Consider the following 24063-nt stretch of genomic DNA (forward strand, 5'->3'; position numbering starts at 1 on the left):
CTATTCATTTCGTACCTTTGCTTCAAATAAAATAGAACATGATGAAAAAAAATATATTGATTACTGCATTATCTTTAGCGGCACTATGCAGTTGTAATAAAACTACCACGCCCAAGACCGAAACCTCACAAACGGCATCAGAAAATATCTCACAGCCTTTTATTTCCAGTATAGAATATTCTAATTTGGTAGATAAAGCCAGCCAAGAAGAAGTAAAAAAGGCACTCTCTGCTGCAGGAATCAAGGAGGAAAATATCCAAACTTTTTTGGACAATGTAAATACTTTTAACCAGACCGTTGGCGAAGTAGGAATGGTAAAAGAAGGATTTGCTACCTCCCAAAATTTAACCCCTGAATATGATAAGGTAAAAATACAAGAAAAATGGGAAGAAAAAAATCCTGTTTTTGCGGGTTATAACTGTCGTATTACTTCGTTTGATATGTTAAGAGATTTTGTTCGCATTGAAAATCCGATTTTAGAAAATGCCAAGAATCTATTTGTAGATGAAGATGCACTAGAAAATAACCCTAAAAAAGTGTTTTCTAATAAAGAGAGAGACCTTTTTATGGCTTTCTTTTCGCAAATTCCTACCGTAGAGGGCAAGGATATTTCAAAACATATAGACATGGTGCAAAAAGATTGGCAAAAGAAAGGGATTTCATTTATTCATAACAACGATAAGACCAAGGCTTCTTTAATTTCGGTATTTTTTCATTCGTTTTTTAGTAAGGAAGACAATCATTTGTTTATCGGGCATATCGGGGTATTGGTACCTTCTGAAAATGGAAAACTTATTTTCATTGAAAAATTATCTTTCCAAGAACCTTATCAAGCATTGAAATTTAACAACCGAACGGAACTCAATGATTACCTTATGAATCGCTACGATGTGGAATGGAACCAACCCACAGCCACACCTTTTATCTTTGAAAATAATCAACTGATAGAAGGCTATAGACCCAATGCGAATAAAAAACAAACAGATAACATGCAGTAGTTTTATGCCGAGAATTATTATTGATGAAAGATAAATATGCTATCATAGAAGAGTGGATTGATGCTTACTCAGCACCTCTGCTTCGTAGGGCTTTGTACATGGTTTCAGATAAGGAAGAGGCAGAAGATATGGTGCAGGAAGTGTTTACGGCATCGTTTATTGCTTTTGATTCCTTCCAAAACAAAAGCAATCCTCTCACTTGGCTTTATGCCATTTTGCACAACAAAGTGGCAGATTTTTATCGAAAAAAATACAAAAACCCTATTGAAAATAACCTCTCTCATTTTTTTGACTCTAATGGCAATTGGAAAGATGAAAGTATCATTCAGCCCTGGGAAGACACACCCGAAGAATGGGAACAAAGCCTGCACGAATGTATAGAAAAATTGCCCCCACGATGGAAAATTCCTCTAAAACTCTATTATCTCAAAGAGAAAAAAAACGAAGCGGTGTGTCAGGAAGTGGGGATTACCCCGACAAATCTTTGGAAAATACTTCAAAGAAGCCGTTTACAACTGAGAGAATGTTTAGAAAATAACCGTTTTGTAGAATGATTAACCGATGGATTCATTTTTGGATACTTCCATGTTCGGAGATTTCCATGCTCATAGAGAAAAAAAATGCCAATCAAATTACTTTTTTGGAAAAAATACGATTAAAAGCACATGTAAACATTTGTAAAATGTGCAGAGCGTACCAAAAAAAAGTCACTTTGATAGACCAACTCCTCAGTAAACATACCAATGACGAAAAAAAAGAGGGGTTTGAGGAAATTGAAATTCAGGACTTTAAGCAAAGAATGAAAGAAAAAATGAAAAAATAACATTTTTTTTGTCAGGTTTTACTCTCCGTGCAGACTAACATATCAAACAAAAAAATAATAGATATGTTAAGACAAAAAGCAACTGAAAACCTGCTCATCTTCAAAATGGGATATTGCGTATCCCTATTTGGAGCGGTACTTATTCTCCTCTGGATAGGTATTTTTAAATTTACTCCTTCCGAGGCAAAAGCCATAGAAGATTTGGTAGCACATCATCCGCTTACTTTTTGGGTGTATGATTTTTTTAGCTTACAAGCTGTTTCTAATGTCATTGGGCTGATAGAAATCGGTACGGCATTGGGATTAGTAGCCTCTATTTGGATAGTTCCTTTGCGTAGATACATGGCTTGGGCGATGATACTTACCTTCCTAATCACGCTGAGCTATCTATTTACCACCCCTAAAATGTGGCGAGTGGTAGATGGTATTCCTATTACCGATTTTTTTATCCTAAAAGACCTCCTTTTATTAGGATTTGGAATCATGCTTTTAGGAAACACTACTCACAATAAAACCCATTAAAAACAGTAAATAATATGAAAGTTACACACATTTTTAGCACCGTATTACCTCTTTTTATATTTTTGTCGGCAAAGGGATGCCAAAGCACTCCTACACCGCATACCGCAAGTGAAACCATAGAAAATAGTAATGATAAGATGAAAAATACAAAAGAAATTTACTTCGCAGGGGGATGTTTCTGGGGTACAGAACATTTCTTTAAACAAGTGAGAGGTGTAGTAGCCACCCAAGTGGGCTATGCCAACGGAAGTACCCAAAATCCTACTTACGAAGAAGTCTATACGGATAAAACGGGCTTTACCGAAACCGTAAAAGTAGTGTATGACCCTACCGAAGTTTCTCTACAGCTGCTCTTAGAATTGTTTTTTGAAACCATAGACCCTACCAGTCTCAATAAGCAAGGTAACGACAGAGGTACACGCTACCGCACCGGAATTTATCATACAGATAAAGCAGATGTAGCCACCATAGGAAAAGCACTGAACCAATTGGCAAAAAAATACTCAACACCCATTGTGGTAGAACACCTTCCGCTCGAAAATTTTTATGATGCAGAAGAATACCATCAAAATTATTTGGACAAAAACCCTGGGGGCTATTGCCACATCAATCCACAACTTTTTGAACGAGCAAAAAACGCCAATCCCAAGAAAGAAAATAATTATCAAAAACAAGATGATGCCACACTGAAAAAAAACTTGACCAAAATTCAGTACGAGGTAACCCAAAATAGTGCTACTGAAAGGCCGTTTGACAATGAATATTGGAACGAATTTCGTGAGGGAATCTATGTAGATATTACCACTGGTGAACCCCTCTTTATATCTACTGATAAATTTGAATCAGGATGTGGATGGCCAGTTTTTCAAAACCGATTGACAAAAAACTCATCGCCGAAGTACTGGACAAGTCGCACGGAATGATACGCACAGAGGTGAGAAGCAAAACAGGCGATGCTCACCTCGGACATGTATTTACCGATGGCCCTGCCGACAAAGGTGGACTCCGCTACTGCATCAATAGTGCTTCGCTAAAATTCATCCCAAAAGAGGAAATGAAAGCAAAAGGTTACGCAGCTTATTTACCTTTATTAGAGAAAAAATGATTATCAATTTAATCTAATCATTAAAAAAACATCAGCTGACTCCATGGGGTCAAATGTTTATAGAAAAAAGATGAAGATTTGGTATTCGACCCCCGATGGGGTCGAATTTTTTTATGCTTTTCTCAAGCTATAAATATTCGAATCCTACGGATTCAAGGAAAAAGGTTGTTTTTGTTTGAGGGGAAGCTATTTACTGGAGTGAAAAGCCTGTTTTTGTTTGTGGGGAAGCTATTTACTAGAGTGAAAAGCCTGTTTTTGTTTGTGGGGAAGTTATTTACTGGAGTGAAAAGCCTATTTTTATTTGTGGGGAAGCAATTATGCATTCATAAAAGACTGTTTTTGTTTGTAGGGAAGCAATTATGTATTCATAAAAGCCTGTTTTTATTTGTGGGGAAGCAATTATGCATTCATAAAAGCCTGTTTTTGTTTGTGGGGAAGCAATTATGCATTCACAAAAGCCTGTTTTTGTTTGTGGGGAAGCAATTATGCATTCATAAAAGCCTGTTTTTGTTTGTGGGGAAGCAATTATGCATTCATAAAAGCCTGTTTTTATTTGTGGGGAAGCCATTCACTGGAGTGAAAACCATTTAGAAACTAGTAAGCATTAATCATTTACAATTAACAATAAAAAAACTGCCCTTTCCGAGCAGTTTTTTATATCAATTTTCTCAAATTCTATTCCTTTTCAAAATCAAACGGGAGTTCGTAAAGAATGTTGAGTATGCCAATGGTAATTTCATTGTTTGAAAACATCCCCCGTGCATTGATACACAAGCTGATAGACAAATCATCTTCGGGATTGTAGGTCATAATAGCGTCCGTGCCAAGAGTAGTGCCGCCGTGTCCGTAAGAAGTCTTGTTGTAAAAAGGAGCTTTCATCACGCACAGCCCCCAAGTTTTTTCTACGGGCATCATCTGTTGTAGGGTTTCTTTTTTCAGCAACTTGCCTTTGAAAAGAGCTTCTACAAATCGGTTCAAATCGGTTGTAGTGGCGGTAATATCCCCTGCCCCTAAGGCATTTATAAAATTAAAATCCTTTACCTCTTGTAGCTGAGTTTGGTGTAGGTTGTACGAAGCAAAAATATTCGTAGGTCTGTCTAAGGCAGAAAAAGTATTGTCTAAATTCAGAGGTTTTGCAATTCGTTCGCGGAGCAATACATTAAACGGTTGTTGGGTGGTTTGTTCCAAAATTTTGCACAATAGATAATATGCCGAGTTGGAATATTTTTGTTTTTCCCCAGGTTGAAAGTCCACGCCCTGTTTTACAATGGTATCGTAAATTACTTGAGGTGCAAAAGCCTTTTCCGTGAGCCATTCTCCAGTAACATAATCCTTCAGACCACTGGTATGGTTGAGCATTTGTTGTAGCGTAATGTTTTGGGCGTTAGGCATTTTTGGGAAAAATTTTTCCAGTTTGTCATTGAGGTTCAGCGTGCCTTTTTCCACTTCCTGCATTAGCATTGTTGCCATAAACAGCTTGGTAATCGACCCGATTTGATACGCCGTTTGTTGGTTGTAGTTTTTTGTAGGCAAAAACTCCTGCCCAAAGTGTTTTTTATACACTTCTTTCCCTTTTCGGAAGATAGAAATACTCCCTGCTATCTTCTGTTTTTCTACCAAATAATCAAGATAAGCGGATAATTTTTGGGTGTTGATGGCACGGTTGCCCAAATCTGCAATAACAGGGTCTTCCACTGCTTTTATTTCCTCGTTGGTTTTTTCCAATACCAAAGGAAATTCTTTCCCTTGCGTGAAAGTTCCTGTGATTTTACCGTCTTTTAAAACGCCTTTAAACGAGGCTTGTAGTGCTGAAATTTCTACCGTTAGTGCATTGTTTTGAAAAACGGTTTTGCTGGTAGGAATACCCATAGAAGTTTGTTTCGGACTGTAAGCCGTGGTGTTATAGCCGTTTTCGGTGGCTTTTATTTCAAATACCAAAGGGAGTTTTACACCTTGAATATCCAAATCTCCTTTCCATCTTCCTACAATTTGGGCAAATACGCTTTGTGTAAACCATAAGGCAACAACGAGTAATAAAAATCTTTTCAACATAACATTTTAGAATTAACAATTAAAAATACGCTTGTGTAATAGAATTTAATATAAATAGGAGTACAAAAAATATAGCCGTATAGATTCCATTTTTCAGATGGGTAGCGGTTTTGAAGCCGTTGTACATCAGCACCACCGCATACACTACAAAAAACAACGCAACGAGGGTGGAAATCGCAAACCCTATAACTTCCAATAGATTAGAAAACAATTGTTCGAGGTGCTGTGCCCGAGCAACGATCTTTTTATTCAGCTGATGAATGGCAGGAATATGCGTAAAAAACACAAGAATAACCAGTGGCAACAAGCTCACCAGAAAGCTATTAAGCACATCGATAAACCGTGTTTTGAAGTTAATGATTTTTGCCAGTACAAAAAAGCAGAGTACATTAAATAAGAATATGCCGTTGGTGACTTGCAGGTTTTTCATAGTATTGGTTTCGCCGTCGGCAATGTGTAGTAGGCCGTTCATTCGGCTATCGAAGAGGAACATTGCCAAGTTCATCAATCCCCAAGAGAGCAATCCAACAAAGAGCAACTTTTGTTCAGAATATTTGACGAAAGGATTAAAGAAATTTTTCATTTTTTACTTGTTTGTTAAAGATTCTTGATTGAGTTTTTTTATTTTTTCGATTAAATCATCCATTTTGTTTCGCATGGTGGGGTAGGAAAGCTCGGCTTGTTTTGCCATTTCTTTGATGCTCCCACTGGATAGGAAAAAATTGAGGATAAACTCTTGCTCCTCGCGGTTGAGTTTTAAGTATAGCGGAAGTTGGTACTCACCTGAAACTTCGGTTGCACAGTTTGCACACCTCATCCGACTCACATTTAGTGGACTTTCACAACTGGGACAAAGGGTAGGTATTTTAGCAGTCATTTTTAATACAAAATTTAATTTTTCTGTTGCAAAGATAAACAAAAGTGTTTTATATTTTAATAAAATGAAAAATATTTTTAATAAAGTTAAAATAAAGTTTTGTGTAAAAGAATTTTTATTGGAGGAAGATAGAGGAGTGTTGTAGCGTTTTAAAGAGAAATAAGTGAATTACCGTTATGTTTCTATTGAAGTTATTTGATAGGTTAAAACTAAAAAAAGCTGCCCCTATTGGGACAGCTTGGAAAAATTTTATGAATACTATTTTAGTATCTTTTTTTCAGTGCGATGTTTCCTAAATCAGAAATCCATTCTTCATCTACAAAAAGTGTTTTTCCTCCTTTGGAAATTACTTCGTAAGCAATGTGGCTGATGATGTCATCTAATGCACCATGTTCATTAGCATCTTCTATAAGTTCAAAATCTCTGTCGCCCACTAATCTTACAGGTTGCTGATAGAGTTTATTCACGATGAGCAAATCTGCATTTCCATCAAGTGCAGCTTGGTAAATTTCTAATAAATCTGTAGATAATTTAGACTGTGAAGATGCGGCTTTTACCTCTTCTATCGCCTCTTTTACCCACTCTATTTGTTTCTCTTTTACCACTTCCCAAGATTGTTTTGCCAAATGCCAAGGAGCGTTATCATTGCCACTATGGTTCACTTCTATAAATCCAATGTACATTTCTGGTTTCGTACTCGCCTCTAAAAGGGCATGGTAGTTTGCTTCAGTAGTCGCTACTACCACTTTCAGGGTTTTATCTTCTGATAAAACAAAATCTACCAGTGCTGAAAAGCCTATAATGATATTTTTTTATTTTATTCATAAGTGATTTTATTTCTGTTGTCTTCCGACAGAATATATTCAAACTACTATACGAATAGGACTTGTCCTGTTTCTACGAAATTTTCCGCCAACACTTTTGAAAGCACTTTGCCAAAATCTTAAAAACTTTGGTAAAGTGCTAAATTTATGACCTCTCTCAAAGATAAAACATTCTGTAGGAATCTTTCCTACAAGTGTAGGAGGTTTTTCCTTATGTTCCAAAACATTTTGGCAGAGTATTTCAAACACATTAGTAACTAATTTACAGAAATAGCTTCCTTCTAATCTATCAATAAACCCATTTGGTGGGCAAGGCTGTAAATACGCTCTTTGTCCTGCTTTTTGGCGATGATAAAATTACAATCGTCGTTGCCACTGGTCAGGTCGAGTAAGGTGTAATCGCTTTCCTGCTCGAGTTTATCACTCACAATACGGCTGTCGTTTCCGCATTCTTCAAAGGTGATTTCGAATTTCTGACCAATATTCTCGCTGATAAAATCACTCAATGCTTCGGGATCGAATTTCCAATCATCGCGATACACATTGAGTTTTTCTACAAAAGCCCAATAAAGCAAATAATCGGTTTCATAAGTGTAAACATATTTCAAATCTTCCTCAAACCAAATGCCCTCATCGATGAGTCTTTGAGCAAAGGCTTCACGATTTTGGTGGATGTTTTGCCAATCGGTTTTCAGCTCGGCGATATCCTCTTTGGAAAGATAGTTATCGTGGTTTAACAGCTCCACCAATTCATCAAAGGCTTCTTGGTCAGAAGCTGTTTTCTTATGGAAGATGCCTTGGTTCTCTTCGGTAGCGATTTCCAATTCATTGCACACCGCTTCGGAAAGTTGCAACATCGTTTCGTAATAATACCGTTCGTTTTCGGTTGCATTTTCCAAAACAAAAGACTTCATATTTTTAAAAGCACTGAGATAAGAGCCTCCTGCAACAGGCTTATCGCAATAGGTAAAGTATAGATTATCAACTGAATCAGGGTAAATTCCGAAAGTGATAGGAAGCTCGTATTGTCTTTTGTTTTTGGATTTTATGGCAAAATCAAAAATCATCATCGCATAGCCCAAACCTTTGGAAATATTTTGCAATTCTTCGCCTGAAAACTCAGGAAACCCCACCATTTGGAACAATTTGTTGGTCAGTTTAATTTCCTTTTTATAATCGTATTCAGGACGGTGAAAACCCGTATCGAAACTAAAAGGAAGTACCCAATAAGCCACTTCCATAGTGCCTTCGTACAGCGGATTTTTCATAATAAGATTTTTCGTGTCCGCCGTTTTGAAATGGTTGAAAATTTTTAATAAATTGGTTTCTTTCATCTTTATTGAATAAAATGTTGGTTAATCGTTGGGGTCAAAAAATGTTTCGCCCTTACATTATTTATTATAGGCAAATGTTGATTTGCCTTTACAATATTACGAAACCTATATTAGAAAATCCTTAATAATTGATAATTAACCATTAACAATTATAATAAAACCCTGTAATTCCAATGGTCATACCGAATATTTTTTTCAATGTAACGATATGATTATCAAAAAAGTTGTTGTTAGCTTCAAGGATTTTGGTGGGATATTTTTCGTTTTTATATTGTATGAAAATGTAATCTGCTCCGTGTCCTTTGGCAGGAAGCATTCGGTCGATGTCCACTTTTTTAATATTCGATAGCGGAAAAATATTGCAAAATTCACCCACACTTACCCCGAGTTGTTTATTCACCTCATCTTTCCACAATACGGCTTGGTCGCCAAACCTTTCCGTCAGTAAAGGTGGACGGCGTTTTACGATTTCGTTTTCTTGATAGTCGGTCTCTATCCCGATATATTCTTTCGGAAATAACACCCAATCGGTAAGTTGTATATTCTCCTCATTTTCAATTGGAGTGATTAATTCGGGATATTTACGGGCATTGATAATATTAAAAAACACATATTGATGCTGAGGTTCTCCGTAATAAACGCTAAGAAATGTCATTTCGTCTTTCTGAAAAAATGAATAGAGGTCTTCACGAGTTTTATAGTGTTCATTGAGAGGCAAATGTTTTTCTAATTGCTGATGCACTTGCCAAAAATCAAATTCCTCTATCTGTGTGTCTCCATTGGCATAGTATTCTCGTACGGCTATATCTCTACGCTGGGTGTTATGAATGCGAAATTCAAATTTGGAAAATAGCAAATTGCCCATCCGCACCGGATATTTAAAATAGTAATACTCATACACCTCATAATCTAAATCAAAAGGACTGTCCCATTCCACCAAAGGCGATGCGATAACTTCCTCGTAGGTAGCGTCCCACGAAAAGAATTTCGGCTCAGGCGATTGCACTTCAAATCCGAGATGATAATCGGTGTGATTGGTTGAAAGCAATAGGATTTTTTTCATATTATTCTTCTCTTGAGATGATTTTAGTTGCCAATTTTAAGAAATCCACCGCTAAGAAATATTGGTCGCCCAAAGCATTGTATGCCGAATCTTCGGAGAGTACGCCGTGAGGCATTCCTTGAGGGATTTTACCTGCGTTGGCATCGTCATAATCCTTTCGCCATTGGTCGCTTCCGTAATAGACGTTGAGTTTTTGTACTTCGGGAAGCAATTCCTGCCATTGTTTCAGAAATTGTTCCGCCTTCGGAGTGAAATCTTCTATTTTATTGAGGATTTCCTCCATTTTTGTGATGTTTTGTAGTTGTTCTGGGGTCATTTTCTTCATTATTTTTGTATTCACTTATTGAGTCCTTTGCAAGAACCGCCCACTCTCTATTTTTCTCATATTCGGATGATTTTTTTAGAAAAAGTGTTTCTGAAAATTCAAAATTACATTCTTTTTCATCATTTTTTGTCTCTTTTCAGGAACGATTTAATCAAAATCTCCCTTTTTTTGAGCCATCTCGCTTCTTTATCTACCCCATCTTCAGCCACTTCCTTGAAGAAGTGCTCTTGTTTTTCAACTTCTTCCTCGGGCAATTCGTCTTCCTTTCGGTCTTGGGCAATTTCAAAAGTTTTCGGTTTTTTCGAATGAAATGAACTCTGCGTAATACAGGCATCTACTTTTACGCCTTGTTGAATGATAATCCTATGTTTTTCCAACTGATGATTGATTTCACAAAGCAATAAGTCAAAAGCTTTCTTTTCGGTAAGTTCGGTGCGGAATCGGCTTAAAACATTGTAAAAACGGAACATTATCCTCCAATTGCATACCACAAAATTTCATTGCTGATAGGCTATCATTTATAGGCTATTCTACCTTGACATCCGAAAGGTTGTTTCACATTCCGATGAGCAACATTTTGAACAGCAATAAACCATCGTAAGGTTTTTCGCCCGAAGCAGAAAGCCATTTTGGATAGTGTTTGTCGATGATAGCAGAAATAGGTTTCCAATCGATAATGATATAGACTTGTGCGTAAAAAGAACCTTTTTAAATGCATCTTTCTACATCGTAAGAAGCAAAGGACATAGCAGATAGGGTTTTGGTACCTTTCATAAAGCAATCATTAGATATTTAAATAATTAACAATTTTATTTTAGGAAAATTTGCCTTGCAAAGGTCTCATAAATTTATACTACCACATTGGTTTATTTGCTATGTGTCTAAAAACTTGTAAATTTGCTCCAAAATACACATTTAAATTGATATGAAAAAAAGAGTAATTTATCTTGCACTTATTTCGGCAATGGTGATAAGTTGTAAGCAAAATAAGTTAAAAACCAACGAAATTTCTTCTGAAAACACATTGGAAAATGTTATTTCTTCTGAAATTCCAGAACTTCCTGAAACAAATACGATTAAAAATATTGACGATGAGATTCAGGTATATACCATAAATATAGGCAATGACCCTAATAAAAGTCATTTAATAGCCTCGTTTCCTATCACTCCTTATGATTTTGTAAATCAAACTGAAAGAAAATTTACAGAAGGATTAATAAACGAATTTAAATCAGAATTGAAAAAATATCAAACACAAGACAACAATTCAAATCTTGATTTTAATCAGCATTTTGATGTAAAATTTCATAATGAAGACTTTTTAGTTTTTCTATATACTCAAAATGTTTCTTATGGAAATAATTACGACAACAGAAATATTGCTTCCATTTTTGATTTAAAAAACCAAAAAAAGCTCACAGCTAAAGATTTATTAAAAGAGCCTGAAAATTTTGAAAGTTTTATTTCCGAAATCAGAGATCTTGCTCGTGAGGCAATAAGAAATTTTGTTAAAAATGATACAAGCTATGCCAATGACCAAGAGCGTAAACAAGTCTTGGAATCAGTAGAAGAAACCTTGGTAGAAGGGACATTGCCTACCGATAAAAATTATGATGCCTTATTCTTTGATGAAGAAGGAAATTGGCACATTATTTTTGATAAATATCAAATTGCCAGTGGTTATATGGGTGAATTTCTTGTAAAAATTCCAAAAGATATTATTCAAAAATACATTAACGAACGTTTTTTACATCTATTTGAAAATAAAGACACTGTAGAACAGGCAATTATAAACAATATGAGCACCTCAAATTCTGAGGTTGATTGTTCAAAAGTTCCGTGTGTAGCTCTTACTTTTGATGATGGGCCATCGGTATATACATCTCAACTTTTAGATATATTAAAAGAAGAAAATGTAAAAGCTACCTTTTTTGTATTGGGAAAATCGGCTTCTGTTCAGAAAAATACTATCAAAAGAATGATAGAGGAAGGACACAATATCGGAAATCATTCGTATGATCATAAAGATTTTCGTAAAATTTCTGATCAAGAAGCAATAAGACAAATCCAACTCACCGACCAAATTATTGAAAAAATAACAGGTGAAAAACCTAAATATTTCCGTTTTCCTTATGGAGCTCGTAACAAAGCCAATTTAGCAATGGTTGAAAGACCTGTAATTATGTGGAATATTGACCCCTTAGATTGGAAATACCGCGATGCTGACAAAGTGGCTTCTGAAATGTCAAAGGCTTCACCACAAGGAATCATTTTAGCACACGATATACATAAGTCTACCGTGGAAGCAATCCCTAAGGCTATCAAGCAATTAAAAGCAAAAGGCTATCACATCGTTACATTAGACGATTTGTTTCGTCATAAAAAAATGAAAAATGGTGTGGAATACTCTAATGGAAAATAATTTCAAAAAGAAATAACCAAAAACGCTCCTTAATTGGAGCGTTTTTTTTAGAATTTTATTCTTTTAGGAATATTATTGTAATTTTGCTTCTAACCAAACGGGAATGTTCACGCATTATTACTGGATTTTACCCATTGGGAGATTTGTGGAACTTTATGGTATTGAGTGTTTTAGCCTTTCGATGAACGCCATAGAGGAGATAACTAAAAGAAATACAGGTGAATATGTTGTGCGTCCTTTTATTAGAAAATACCCTGAAAAGTCGCTCGAAATCATTGAAAAATGGGCAAAATCTCCTAATTTTCATTTGCGAAGATTGGCAAGTGAAGGCTTGCGTCCGAAACTCCCTTGGGCGAGTAAATTAGACACTTTTATAGAAAATCCTGCCCCCGTTTTCCAAATTTTGGAACTCCTTAAAGAAGACGAAATACTATTCGTGAAAAAATCCGTTGCCAATCACCTCACCGACTGGCTCAAAGTGAATAAAGAAGCCGTTTTACCTCTTATCCACCGCTGGAAAACTTCCGAAAACCCACACACCCAATGGATTATAAAACGAGCTACGAGGAAGTGTTTATAATTAAAAACCGAATCAAAGACACCCAGAATAGGGTAAACTTTTGATGTAATCTTCCATAAACTGCCAATCGGGACAGGTGGCACCTGTGGGCGTTTTGGTAATTGGAAGTTTGATTTGATGTTTCGCTAATGTTTTTTGGCGATATTGACGACCATAAGCACATTTATAACTATCATTATTTATCAGAGTAGAAATAAATATTTTCGCAAATTGTGAAATTTTCTCATTTTTTAATACCAAAATATTGTCATCACAACAAAATTCATAGTTTCTAAAACAAGAAAAACCAAACATATCTATTGTGATAGCATTATTATACCTTGTCATTTCTTTATTGGAAATATAACAAGCTACCCCCTCATTTTCTTTTCCTGCCGTAATAAAAGGAATATTGCCTTTTTCTCTATCAGGTTTTGTTAACCTTGTACCCCTTGAAACTTTAAACAAATCACTCAATAAGAACCATTCCCATTTTCTTTCGTCTAATGAAATTTTATTGTTGGAAAGGGGCTGTTGGGATAATTCATATTCAGTTTCCTGATTTTTGATTTCATTGGGTAATTTATCAAAAGTTGGGACTAAAATGTTTCTTAAAGTCCTGTTTGCTGCTCTTCCATAATTATAACGATATTTATTTTGCTCAATTACATAGCAATAATAAAGCATTGCTGTTTTTGAAAGTTCTTTTTTGGGTTTAGCTATATAAACATCTCTTCCACTATAATATTCATATTCGTGAAAAAAGGTTGTTAGTACGCTACCACTTGCGGCAATACTTAAAGTATTTGCTGGATTTGGAGTTATATTTTCTATTGGCTTTACATTACAATTAATTCCATTATTTGTTGATTGTCTTGAAACAAAAGGGATTCCTTTTTCGGTAACTTCACAATTTACAACTTCCAAATTAACACCATACCAAATATCAAAAATCTCGTCTAACCTTACCATTATTCAATATTGTTTAAAAATTTGAATGCTACATATTCTTTGATTTTCTTTATAAAATCCTCGTCGGTCAATGTAGAATAATCGGTTTCCATATAGGCTTCGGCACACCATTCGTCTTCGCCTTTTACTTCTTGCCTTACGGAAAGCCCCGCGATTTCGTCCAAATTGCGATAAGCCGAAAGCCAACGCTCTTTGATGTTGTTGTACTGATTTCGTGCGTCTATCCTACCAAGATTTTTTCGCTTTTCAAATCCGTCGTCTTTAAAATAGCCAAACCAAGTTTTTCTACCCTCATTAGGTTTGTTTGCTTCAAAAACCATTACACAAGTTACCACTCCCACTGGGTAAAACAAATCATCAGGCATAGACAAAACCGCTTTCAGATGATGTTTGGCTAAAATTCTGTTTTTTACTGCAATTAATTCTTTTTCATTCTTAATGGCACAACTCATTTGCACAATGGCCACCACGCGTCCGTTTTGTGGTGCGACCATTTCCAAGGCGTGTTCTATGAATTTCATTTGTCCGTCAGAGCCTACATTATATGGCGGATTGAGGAAAGCAACCGTAGGTTTGTGAGGTATAATAAAAGGCGTACAATTGAAGCAATCTCCATTATAAATATTGGTTTTTCCATCGCCACGAAGCATCATATTGGAACAAGTGTAAGTGTACATTTGTGGCAACATTTCCACACCACAAAGTTGCTGACTTTTGATTTTGTACTTTTTATCCTCATCACTTCCAGCAAGAGCAAACATTCTTTTCATTCCTGCAATAAGAAAACCTCCTGTTCCACAACAGCAATCATACAATACATCATCTTTGCTTATATTAGAAAGGTCGCAAAACAAATCGGTAATATGTTGAGGTGTAAGTACCAAACCTAAACTCTGTTGAGTTCCTGCATAACGAATAAACTCGGAATAAAATTTTCCCAATACATCAAATCCTTTTTCTTCTTTGGAAAGCAAAGGATAAATATTTTGATATAGATAAGAAATGACTTCTGTTTTTAATACTCCCAGAGTAGTTTTGGTTTGTCGGGTTTTGGTATTTCTTATTGTATCACTACTGAATAAAACGGTTGCGTTGAGTTTGCTATATTCAGCCAACATTTGAGGAATATTCCGTACTCCACTAAGGTTAATCACTTGATTATCTGCTTCTAAAATTGCCTTTGTAAGAGCATCAGTAGTTGGGTAAGAGGTAAATGAATTTCTGAAAGGCTCATAAGTTAATGCCAGAAGAATGGCACTTACCAAAGTACAGCGTTCGTTTTCTTGGATAGAATAAGCGTGAAATAACTCATTGAGATATATCGCTTTATCAACGATGTTAATATGTAAAAGTGTATCAGCAAAATGTTCGTTTCGGAAATATTTCAGATAACTATTGATGGAACGGAGTTCTCTGTCGTTTTCTAATTTTTCGTAATCAGAATTGCCTTTTTTCCAAAGAAAATGCGACACGCTAAGGTTATCTTTCGTTTCGCCACTTACAGCAATAGCAAGAACATTGAACTCTCGGCTCAATATTTTGGAATAGTGCAACACGCCATCTACGGCATAATCACGGATATTTTCCTGTTTAGTAGAGTTCTTACTTTCGTGTTTGCTAATCTCCGCCTTGGTTTCTATTACGATGATGTAATCGCTATTAGTAGGGAAAGTAATAATGAAATCAGGACGACCTTTGCCTGATTTTCCTGTTTTGGTAGCTCCTTTCAGCAATTCGTCAATCAATATATTTGCTGACTGTTGTCTTTCCAAAATTACTTTTATGGTTTTATCGGAAAAAAGAGGATCATTTTTGAAATGGTCATAAACAATGTTTTCCGTAAGTGTTTCATTTGCCATACTTTTTACTCATTTTCAGCACGGCAAATATTCTGATTTAAGCATAAAAAAAGCGTAGCTGTTTCGTATTTGCTTATTTACCAAAAGGTTCCGCCAAGAACCTAACACACAAATAAGCACGAAACAGCCCACGCTAATAGCGTGAGCCTTCGTGAACCTATTCTCGTGTGTTTAAAAAATTTGGCGGATTTTTTGGTGAGAATAAAAGCCGAAGCTCGTTATATCGTTATGTTAATTAAAAACTATTTCTTTGTCTTAATTCTTTTTTTGCAAAGGTATAATTTTTTTGGTAAAAAAATTTGTATGTGATATTTTTTATTGCCAACTGGCTCAAAGTGAATAAAGAAGCTGTTTTACCTCTTATCCACCGCTGGAAAACTTCCAAAAATCCACACACCCAATGGATTATAAAACGAACTACGAGAAAAATTGAACTATAAGTAATTTTGTCCCTTTTTTCCTATTTCATCCTTCTGCTTCAAGATAATTTTGCTAAAAATTAAAATTCAGAAAAAATGAAATTAAATGCAGGAATTATCACCGAAAAATTAGCGGAAACAAAAGCCTTTTACACCGAAATTTTAAACTTTGGGGTAACTTTTGAAAACGATTTTCATCTTTTGCTCCACACACCCAACCAAGAGGCGGAAATCAGTTTTTTGCTTCCCAACCACCCAAGCCAACAGCCTATTTTTCAGCTTCCCTTTCAAAATCAAGGTGTATATATCACCATCGAAGTAGAAAATGTAGATGAGATTTATAGAGAATTGAAAGCTAAAAACATACCCATAGAAATTGAGCTACGAAACGAACCTTGGGGCGATAGACATTTCGCTATCAAAGACCCTAATAACATCGGTATCGACATAGTAACCTACACAAAACCTGAATAATAATGAATATTATTTCCTAGAAATAACATTGACTTACAAGCAAATAAGTAGCTGTCCGAAAAATATTGGACAGTTTTTATATCTTCAACTTCCCAAAGGTTTCGCTAATCATTTCTATTCGTTTTTTAACTTTTTCGGCGGAAGCGTCAAGGGTGTAGCCTTCGTCTAAAAGTTCCTTGATGAGAAGCATTTTTTTGATGTTTTTGTAATCGTAGCGGCGGTTTTTACCCTCCTCTTCGGTCAGACTTTTGATGATGCCTTTGTCCTCCCAATAGCGGATTTGTCGGGTAGGAATGCCTGTAATTTGCGATACTTCACCGATGCCTACTACTAATTTTTCCAAAAACTCAAAATCAAAACAAAGGTCTTTATTTTCTTCCATTTTGTAGAAATTATTAACATAAGATGATGCAAATGTACTTTGTTTGAAGGTATTTTACAAATTTATTCTTTTACAAAAATACTTAAATGATTGATATATAACATTTAACAAAACAAAATTGTAAATAAATTCTAATAATTGTTGTTTATTTAAAAATAAAGCGTTTATTTTGCATTTGTAAATAATTTACAATAAAGGGAGTTTTAAAGTAATTTAAAAACAATAAGAAAATGAAGTATCTAATTTTAATTTTGACAGCTATGAGCACATTTTTTCATCAAGCAGACGCACAGAAACTAAGTTTTGAACAAGCTAAACCATATTTGGAGGCTTTTCAAAAAAGTATTGAAATCCCCAAAGAATATCAATTTCATTCGGTGGAAAAGGTGAAAATTGACAAGGTAACGGCTTATCTGTTTCGTTACGAAAAGACAGAAAATAAAGGAATGCGTGGCGAACATTTTTCGTTTGTAATTTCTGAAAAAGAGAAAAAAATATTGGGCTTTACCCTTATGGACAAACGCTATTCAGAGGAAAAATGGCTTTCAAAACAGGAAACTGAACAAGTTGCCAAGAAATTCCTGCAAGAAATAGATAATACACTTGCAGAGGGTTTGAAAAACCTTTGGATAGAACCACATAATGAAGAGATTATCATAAATGGGAAATCATTGTCAATCAACGGAATGAAATACAAATGTTTTCGTCCTTCACATAATGACTACGCTTGGGTAATCGTGGGTTCAGACAGGACAATTATTACTTTTGAACGCGATATACTTTGGGACAATCACCAACAAAAACGCATTACCGAAAAATGGCTGCACGACAATTGGAAAATTAAAAACAATAAATAACTAACAATGAACTTATTGCAAAATAAAAACGCCGTCATCACAGGCGGAAGTGATGGCATTGGCTTGGGTATTTCGGAGGCTTTTGCTCAAAATGGAGCAAACTTAATTTTAATAGGTAGAAACACAGATAAACTGGAAAAAGCGAAACTACAATTAGCAAAATATCCTGTTGTAATTCATTTAATATCAGTTGATTTGAGTGATACGAATCAAATTGATTGGATTTCAGAAGAAATTACAAAATATTGCCCCAAAATAGATATTTTGGTCAATAACGCAGGAATCGGGAAGTTTGTCCCTTTTTCTGAAACCGATGAAACGATTTTAGATTTACATCTGAACCTCAATGTAAAAACACCTTATCTGCTGACACAAAAACTCTTGCCTCAACTTGTTGAAAGCAAAGGAAATGTAATTAATATTTCGTCTTATTTCGCTCACAGAATGTTGGTGGGGAGAACTACTACGGCATATTCTATAACCAAAGGAGCAATAAATGCTTTCACGAAATCATTAGCTTTTGAAGTTGGAAATCTAGGCGTTCGGGTCAATGCCATTGCTCCAGGAAGCATTTCTACACCACAGTTTGACCGCAATTTGGCAAGTTTACCCACCGAAAAGCAAGTCGCTTTTCACGAAATGGTAAAAAACATTTATCCTCTTGGGAAAATCGGAAATGTGGAAGACATTGGTAAAATGGCGGTTTTCCTTGCCTCAGATAATGCCAATTGGATTACAGGAGCAATATTTGCCGTAGATGGCGGACTTACAACAAATTAAAAAAACAATTCACAATGAAAGAATTTAAAAAGACACTTGTATTTGTGTTTTTCATAGCTACACCACTTTGCTTGGTGAATAGTCTGATTTTCAACGGAAACAGTTGGTGGTCAGCTTTTTGTTTGAGTTATATAGTATCTGTCCCTCAGGCGATTGTATATGTTACTATTATTAAGTGGATTACAAAAAGAAATAGTAAAAATAATACAATTTTGAAATGAATAAATGAAATAATTAAAAAACATTATTAAACAACGAAAAACGCCCCAATTAAGGGGCGTTGTAATTCTGATTTTATTTGTTTTAATCCCACTGATTATTCGTAGATACAGCGTATTTCCCACCGCCTGTAAAGGCTAATGCCAAAGCTCCGAAGAGGAACAATCCTACAAGTTCTGCCACCCAACCGCCGTGCTGTGTGAGGGCAAAAAGGTTGTCGTATCCTAAGAACAGAATCATTAAACCTGTGGCTGCCAATACCAATGCCGAGATACGTGTACGGAAACCAATTACGATGAGGAGCGGTGCAATAATTTCTCCCACAAAAACACCATAGCTGATAAACGTTGGTAATCCTTTGGCTTCCAAGAGCGACTGAATGTACCCCAACGCTCCTGAATTTAGTAATTTATGGATTCCGTGTGGAATCATTAATAATCCTACGGAAAGACGAAGAATTAAAAGTCCTAAATCTTTGTTTTGAAATATACTCATCGTAATTTAATTTTTATGGTAACTGCATTGGTACTTCCATCAATAGAATTTGTGAATCCTCAAGTGCTTCTAAATCAAATTCTGAAGTATCGTAAATTCCGTAACCATCTCTTTGATCTAATACTTGGTCGCCTATTTTTGCTTTTCCTTTGATAACGAATACATACACCCCATTACCTTCTTTATTTAGCTTGTATGTTTTTGAGTTTCCTGCGGTAAAGTTTGCCATATTGAACCACGCATCTTGGTGAATCCATACGCCTGCATCATCAGGGTTAGGGGATAGGATTTGTTGGAAATCGTTGATTTTCTTATCTTTTTCGATGTCAATTTGGTCATAGCGAGGGGTAACTCCCATTTTACGAGGTAAAATCCAAATTTGCAAGAATTTCACGGTTTCACCTTGGTTGCCATTCATTTCGCTGTGCATAATTCCTGTTCCGGCACTCATCACTTGGATTTCTCCTTTGCGGATAATCCCTTCGTTGCCCATACTATCACCGTGTTTCAGGTCGCCCTCCAAAGGAATACTGATGATTTCCATATCGCGGTGGGGGTGTGTTCCGAAGCCCATTCCACCTTTTACGGTATCGTCATTCAATACACGAAGAACACCGAAGTTCATTCTCTGTGGGTTGTAATATTCTGCAAAGCTAAAAGTGTGGTAACTATTTAACCATCCGTGATTTGCGTGTCCTCTGCTGTCTGCTTTATGATAAACTGCTTTCATTTGATTGTTATTTTTATTGTTTGAATTTGTTTTTTGTCCGAAACTGCAACTGCTCAAAAGTGCTGCACTTAAAAATAGTAAAATTTTTCGCATCGATTTAATTTTTTAATACTTCGTTATTGATCATGCAAAGATACTACGGACATCCACGGTCAAACATTGATGTAAATCAAGAAAGGATACTCTTTGAAACAACTTATCTTTTTTGTGTTCTAATTTATTGAAATATAAAGAATTAATTATTCGTTTTAAAAGAACAGAATTTATATAAACAAGGCAAATGTAGAGGTTTTATTGATTATATACAAGGGGAGATGCTTTATTATCACATGGCAGATTCCACTAGTAAGTCAATTTTATTTTACAAAAATATTTACAGAACATTAGCAATAGACGATTTTTTAAAAGCAAATCCCTAATTACCCATTGATCTGTAATAGCTTAGAAACATCTTCGGCGTGGATTCGGCAATAGTACATCACATAAGCGATATAAGGAACAAAAAGCAAAATACTCCATAGTAATCCTTTGGCAAACGCCTGATAATTTGCGTTTTTCACAAAAAGATAAATCACCCATACAATGTTCAAAGTCATCACGATATGCGACATTTGAGCAAAAATATTGGCTCCGCTCCAACCAAAAGTAAACATTCCCATCGTTCCGAAATAATACATCGGCAAGAGGGCAAGAGGCAACAAAACTGCTTTTTTCTTCCATATAAACAGCAAAAAACAAAGCAAATAGACCAAACTTGAAGGCGAACAAGCGTTGAAGATTGCCCATTGTAACAGACTTACTTTCAGTTCTGTAAAGAAATACCACGAGCCACTGAGTGTCAGCAATAACAGCAAAAAAGCCAACACCATTCCGATTGTTTTTTCTTTTTTTGTAAGTGTCATAGCTAATTATTTTATAGGTAAATAAATTTCTGTTTTAAGTTTTTCAGGCGGTGTTTTTCGGGCATCGTTCAAATATTTTTCAAACGGAACAATACTGCGAAGTTCGTAACCGCTTTCGGGCAACCATTTTCCAAAAATTGTGTCGTACACTTTCCCTAAATTGTCGTACGCACCCTGATAGTGAAAAACGGCGTATTTGCCTCCCTCAATTTCTTTCACCCCAACCTCGCCCTGAGGCTTGGCAGGTTTGTGAATCGCCAAACAGATGTCTGACCGCTGTTTGTCTCCCTCCGTAATTTTGGGGTCATCGTGCGAGATGCAAATATGTTCAATACCTGCCGTAAAGAGCTTATTTTCCTTAACGAAAGCCCAAAGTTTGACGTAAGTATCGCCGTAATTGAGTGTTCCGTAAGTTCCTGTAAGGGCAATATAAATGACTTTTTTCGGCTCTAAATCAATGATTTTTGGAGCTTTTAGTTTGATTTCAGTGATAAATTCTTCTTTTCTCATAATATATAATGTTTTATTGTTTCTGTATTCGGTAGGACTTACATCATAAAACTTTTTAAAGGATTTGGACAAGGACGAAACCATCTCATAACCAACTCTTTCCGAAATCTGCTCAACCGATAGATTAGAATATCGGAGCAAAATCGCCGAAGCCTCTACCCGCAGACGCGTAATATAAGCACCAACAGATTCATTTACAAAGGCTTTGAAAATACGATGGAAATGAAACTCCGAAAAATTGGCAATTTCGGCAAGGGTTTTCAGTTCTATTTTTTCATCTAAATGATTGCCGATATATTCGAGTACTTTGTTTATTCGTTCGTGATAGTCCGCTTGTGTGGATTTTGTATTCATCAGTATTGTATCTTTTAAATTTCTGAAACAAAGGTAATAAGGTTTAAAAGAATTTTGTTTTTCCTATCTTGCTAAATTGTTTTTTTGAAAAGATTTTTTATCTCTGTTACAAAAGAAATTTTGCAAAGTTTATAAATGTGTCAGAAAATTATAAAAAAAATAAGGACGAAAAATACTTCGCCCTTACTATTTTCTATTTATTGATTTCTATTGCCTATTTGGAAAGGTACATTTTCCTTCTTGCATAGAGTTCATAGAATTGGTCGTCTTTGAGGTTGTCTATGGAAAACAGACTTATATTTGGTAAAAGTTTTACCCCTCAAAAATAATCATCCAAGAGATACCGAATTTATCTTTAAAATCTCCGAAATAGCCAAAAAACTGCTCTTCCATAGGCATTTCTATTTCGCCCCCTTCGGAAAGTGCGTGGAAAAGGCGGTCAGCTTCGGCTTTGCTATCTACGGCAATACTCACATAGTTGTGATTGCCCGTAACAAGTTTTTGCCCAAGCGATTCGAAAATGTCCGACCCCATTAGTTTGTCGTTTTCGCCTATCGGAAGTTCGATATACATTATGCGGTTTTTCTCGTTTTCAGGGACTTCCATCGGAGTTTCATCAGAACGAACCACCATTGTAAAATCGCCCCCGAAAGCCTTTTTGTAGAAATTAAACGCTTCTTCGCAATTCCCATTAAAATTCAAATACGGATTGATTCTTGTTGCCATTTTTCTATCGTTTTAATTATTAAGGGCAAAAATAAGCAATTGGAACGAAAAAAAATCTTGCCATAGGACAAGATTTGTGTGCATTTATTAATAAACATCATAAAAACCAGGTGGCTCGATGCCCAACACTCGAAGGTACACATAGCCTTGACCTCGGTGATGGATTTCATTTTGAAGTTGATAAGTCAAAATTCCGATTACCGACATTTCAAACTCCCCTTGCAAATTGATTTGCTCACGATACTGCTCCTGCGGAAATTCATTCATCAAATCATCAATTTTGGCAGTAGCCTTGTCCCAATTGGCTAAAATTTCGGCTTTGGTATTTCCTGCATAGCCAATATAAGCGGTATAATCTTGGTATTCGACAACTTGTTTCCCAACGATTTGATTCAGATTTGTGTCAATTGCGTGAAGCAATTCATCGGCGATATGGGCAAACGGACGCATTCCGACCACCGAAAATTCAAACAATTCTTTCTCTGGAAACGCTTCTATAACACGGCGTGTCAATCGGCGGTTGGCTTGCCAATTTTCTATCCATTCTTGTGGTGTGATGATACATTTCATATTAATTCTATTTTATTTTTTGGCAAAATTGCACATTACTTGCAAAATCGGATTGTACCGAACCGACATTTTATTTTTTTTGGAACAATTGCAAGGGCGAAAGGTTTGTAAATTCCTTAAAATCACGATTGAAATGGGCTTGGTCGTAATAATCATATTGTATGGCAAACTGCGTCAGATTGTCGATATTTTGGGCAGAACGCAACGCATTGTAAACTTGCTCAAAGCGTTTGATTTTGGTGTACTTTCTCAATGAAAATCCGGTGTAATCTTTGAAATTTCGTTCAAACTGACGCTCCGAAAGAGCCAAGTTTTTTGCCGAAAAATCGCGGAAAATCGCATCAGAATGGACAATCTTTTCTATGAGTTGATATTTCGCTGGTAGCTCTTTTATTTTTTGAATGATAAACGAAGAAAATAAAGCAATCGACTCTTCTATGGTCGGGGCATTGATGATATTATCCGTAAGGCGGTCGCCCTCGTTTCCAAAAAGTTGCCCCAAAGAAATGCTTTGTTCATTGAGTTGAAAAGCGGGTATTTTTAGGGTTAAAAGAAAAATAGACGGACGCACTCGAATGCCAAAAAGTTTTGCTTTTGAATGGAGCGTTTGATAATTGGAAAAGGAAGTTTTCTGACCAAAAACAACGCCGTTTTGAGATAAATTTTGATGATTTTGAGTGTTTTGCATCGTTCCCTGACAAAAGAAAACCAAATCCGTAAATGTGGAAGCAGGCGAAAAATATTGGAAATAATCGTCCGTTTCGCTTATCCAAAAAAAAAGCGACATATTTTTGTAAAATAGGGTGAGGCTGAATTTGGCGATACATCTTCCTTTTTTTAGCGATGCGGTGCAAGTTTTTGGCAAAAATAGAAAAGAAAAGCCTATTTACAAAAAAATCTTGCCATAGGA

27 protein-coding genes and 1 pseudogene are annotated in these 24063 nt (G+C 35.8%); 10 read left to right on the forward strand and 18 right to left on the reverse strand.

Going from position 1 to position 24063, the window contains the following annotated elements; translation table 11 throughout:
- Window positions 1–41: 41 nt before the first annotated feature.
- From AB4865_RS05340 to msrB, 4 genes and pseudogenes are all read left to right on the forward strand, one after another.
- On the forward strand, window positions 42–998 hold the full coding sequence (locus tag AB4865_RS05340; protein ID WP_372474681.1) for a DUF4300 family protein: 957 nt from the start codon (window positions 42–44) through the stop codon (window positions 996–998).
- 23 nt (window positions 999–1021) lie between these two features.
- Window positions 1022–1552 carry an RNA polymerase sigma factor gene (locus AB4865_RS05345; protein WP_372474682.1) on the forward strand — a complete coding sequence of 177 codons (531 nt, stop codon included), beginning with the start codon at window positions 1022–1024 and terminating at the stop codon, window positions 1550–1552.
- A 332-nt stretch (window positions 1553–1884) separates the two neighbouring features.
- Window positions 1885–2343 carry a DUF417 family protein gene (locus tag AB4865_RS05350; RefSeq protein WP_372474683.1) on the forward strand — a complete coding sequence of 153 codons (459 nt, stop codon included), beginning with the start codon at window positions 1885–1887 and terminating at the stop codon, window positions 2341–2343.
- A 14-nt stretch (window positions 2344–2357) separates the two neighbouring features.
- Window positions 2358–3448 (forward strand): annotated as a pseudogene (msrB, locus tag AB4865_RS05355) (peptide-methionine (R)-S-oxide reductase MsrB).
- Window positions 3449–4123: 675 nt separating this feature from the next.
- Here msrB and AB4865_RS05360 read toward each other — a convergent pair.
- The 8 genes from AB4865_RS05360 to AB4865_RS05395 all read right to left on the reverse strand — a co-directional run bounded on the left by AB4865_RS05360 (window position 4124) and on the right by AB4865_RS05395 (window position 10393).
- Window positions 4124–5500 carry a serine hydrolase domain-containing protein gene (locus AB4865_RS05360; protein ID WP_372474684.1) on the reverse strand — a complete coding sequence of 459 codons (1377 nt, stop codon included), beginning with the start codon at window positions 5498–5500 and terminating at the stop codon, window positions 4124–4126.
- 19 nt (window positions 5501–5519) lie between these two features.
- Window positions 5520–6083, reverse strand: coding sequence for a hypothetical protein (locus AB4865_RS05365; RefSeq protein ID WP_372474685.1), 564 nt, complete (start codon window positions 6081–6083; stop codon window positions 5520–5522).
- Between the two features lie 3 nt (window positions 6084–6086).
- On the reverse strand, window positions 6087–6377 hold the full coding sequence (locus AB4865_RS05370) for a DUF2089 family protein (protein WP_372474688.1): 291 nt from the start codon (window positions 6375–6377) through the stop codon (window positions 6087–6089).
- Window positions 6378–6640: 263 nt separating this feature from the next.
- Window positions 6641–7183, reverse strand: coding sequence for a hypothetical protein (locus tag AB4865_RS05375; protein ID WP_372474886.1), 543 nt, complete (start codon window positions 7181–7183; stop codon window positions 6641–6643).
- 299 nt (window positions 7184–7482) lie between these two features.
- Window positions 7483–8535: a hypothetical protein gene (locus AB4865_RS05380; RefSeq protein ID WP_372474690.1), complete on the reverse strand. Its 1053-nt coding sequence runs from the start codon at window positions 8533–8535 to the stop codon at window positions 7483–7485.
- 142 nt (window positions 8536–8677) lie between these two features.
- Window positions 8678–9598, reverse strand: a complete 921-nt coding sequence (locus AB4865_RS05385; protein ID WP_372474692.1) for a hypothetical protein — start codon at window positions 9596–9598, stop codon at window positions 8678–8680.
- 1 nt (window position 9599) lies between these two features.
- Window positions 9600–9914, reverse strand: coding sequence for a DUF4298 domain-containing protein (locus tag AB4865_RS05390; RefSeq protein ID WP_372474694.1), 315 nt, complete (start codon window positions 9912–9914; stop codon window positions 9600–9602).
- A gap of 128 nt (window positions 9915–10042) precedes the next feature.
- Complete coding sequence (locus AB4865_RS05395) at window positions 10043–10393, reverse strand: hypothetical protein (protein WP_372474695.1); 351 nt, start codon at window positions 10391–10393, stop codon at window positions 10043–10045.
- 455 nt (window positions 10394–10848) lie between these two features.
- Here AB4865_RS05395 and AB4865_RS05400 point away from each other — a divergent pair, with 455 nt between their 5' ends.
- Both AB4865_RS05400 and AB4865_RS05405 read left to right on the forward strand, forming a co-directional pair.
- Window positions 10849–12345, forward strand: coding sequence for a polysaccharide deacetylase family protein (locus tag AB4865_RS05400; protein ID WP_372474696.1), 1497 nt, complete (start codon window positions 10849–10851; stop codon window positions 12343–12345).
- 103 nt (window positions 12346–12448) lie between these two features.
- Window positions 12449–12925, forward strand: a complete 477-nt coding sequence (locus AB4865_RS05405; protein WP_372474697.1) for a DNA alkylation repair protein — start codon at window positions 12449–12451, stop codon at window positions 12923–12925.
- Between the two features lie 12 nt (window positions 12926–12937).
- Here the strand turns inward: AB4865_RS05405 and AB4865_RS05410 are convergent, their stop codons facing one another.
- Together AB4865_RS05410 and AB4865_RS05415 are read right to left on the reverse strand one after the other, a co-directional pair.
- Window positions 12938–13876: a restriction endonuclease subunit S gene (locus AB4865_RS05410; RefSeq protein ID WP_372474698.1), complete on the reverse strand. Its 939-nt coding sequence runs from the start codon at window positions 13874–13876 to the stop codon at window positions 12938–12940.
- Entirely contained in the window at window positions 13876–15735 is a 1860-nt protein-coding gene (locus AB4865_RS05415; RefSeq protein ID WP_372474699.1) for a class I SAM-dependent DNA methyltransferase, read from the reverse strand. Before AB4865_RS05415 ends, AB4865_RS05410 begins: the two co-directional genes overlap by 1 nt.
- Window positions 15736–16040: 305 nt before the next feature.
- Here AB4865_RS05415 and AB4865_RS05420 point away from each other — a divergent pair, with 305 nt between their 5' ends.
- Together AB4865_RS05420 and AB4865_RS05425 are read left to right on the forward strand one after the other, a co-directional pair.
- On the forward strand, window positions 16041–16175 hold the full coding sequence (locus AB4865_RS05420) for a hypothetical protein (RefSeq protein WP_372474700.1): 135 nt from the start codon (window positions 16041–16043) through the stop codon (window positions 16173–16175).
- A gap of 75 nt (window positions 16176–16250) precedes the next feature.
- Window positions 16251–16628 carry a VOC family protein gene (locus AB4865_RS05425; protein ID WP_372474701.1) on the forward strand — a complete coding sequence of 126 codons (378 nt, stop codon included), beginning with the start codon at window positions 16251–16253 and terminating at the stop codon, window positions 16626–16628.
- 76 nt (window positions 16629–16704) lie between these two features.
- On the opposite strand, the gene AB4865_RS05430 is transcribed toward AB4865_RS05425, so the two are convergent.
- A complete protein-coding gene (locus AB4865_RS05430; protein WP_372474702.1) occupies window positions 16705–17010 on the reverse strand; it encodes a MerR family transcriptional regulator in 306 nt (101 codons plus the stop codon).
- A 260-nt stretch (window positions 17011–17270) separates the two neighbouring features.
- Here AB4865_RS05430 and AB4865_RS05435 point away from each other — a divergent pair, with 260 nt between their 5' ends.
- Both AB4865_RS05435 and AB4865_RS05440 read left to right on the forward strand, forming a co-directional pair.
- Entirely contained in the window at window positions 17271–17867 is a 597-nt protein-coding gene (locus AB4865_RS05435; RefSeq protein WP_372474703.1) for a hypothetical protein, read from the forward strand.
- A gap of 6 nt (window positions 17868–17873) precedes the next feature.
- The gene (locus AB4865_RS05440; protein ID WP_372474705.1) at window positions 17874–18647 is read left to right on the forward strand and encodes an SDR family NAD(P)-dependent oxidoreductase; all 774 of its coding nucleotides are present in this window, start codon (window positions 17874–17876) and stop codon (window positions 18645–18647) included.
- A gap of 303 nt (window positions 18648–18950) precedes the next feature.
- On the opposite strand, the gene AB4865_RS05445 is transcribed toward AB4865_RS05440, so the two are convergent.
- From AB4865_RS05445 to AB4865_RS05475, 7 genes are all read right to left on the reverse strand, one after another.
- A complete protein-coding gene (locus tag AB4865_RS05445; RefSeq protein ID WP_372474706.1) occupies window positions 18951–19361 on the reverse strand; it encodes a DoxX family protein in 411 nt (136 codons plus the stop codon).
- A gap of 13 nt (window positions 19362–19374) precedes the next feature.
- Entirely contained in the window at window positions 19375–20091 is a 717-nt protein-coding gene (locus AB4865_RS05450) for a pirin family protein (RefSeq protein ID WP_372474707.1), read from the reverse strand.
- Window positions 20092–20510: 419 nt separating this feature from the next.
- A complete protein-coding gene (locus tag AB4865_RS05455; protein ID WP_372474708.1) occupies window positions 20511–20993 on the reverse strand; it encodes a hypothetical protein in 483 nt (160 codons plus the stop codon).
- A 6-nt stretch (window positions 20994–20999) separates the two neighbouring features.
- On the reverse strand, window positions 21000–21857 hold the full coding sequence (locus AB4865_RS05460) for a GyrI-like domain-containing protein (RefSeq protein WP_372474709.1): 858 nt from the start codon (window positions 21855–21857) through the stop codon (window positions 21000–21002).
- 312 nt (window positions 21858–22169) lie between these two features.
- Window positions 22170–22583, reverse strand: a complete 414-nt coding sequence (locus tag AB4865_RS05465) for a VOC family protein (protein ID WP_372474710.1) — start codon at window positions 22581–22583, stop codon at window positions 22170–22172.
- An 87-nt stretch (window positions 22584–22670) separates the two neighbouring features.
- On the reverse strand, window positions 22671–23153 hold the full coding sequence (locus tag AB4865_RS05470) for a DinB family protein (protein WP_372474711.1): 483 nt from the start codon (window positions 23151–23153) through the stop codon (window positions 22671–22673).
- A gap of 70 nt (window positions 23154–23223) precedes the next feature.
- Window positions 23224–23940: a helix-turn-helix domain-containing protein gene (locus tag AB4865_RS05475; RefSeq protein WP_372474712.1), complete on the reverse strand. Its 717-nt coding sequence runs from the start codon at window positions 23938–23940 to the stop codon at window positions 23224–23226.
- Window positions 23941–24063: the final 123 nt, after the last annotated feature.

Source organism: Capnocytophaga sp. ARDL2, from assembly GCF_041530365.1.
Classification (GTDB): domain Bacteria; phylum Bacteroidota; class Bacteroidia; order Flavobacteriales; family Flavobacteriaceae; genus Flavobacterium.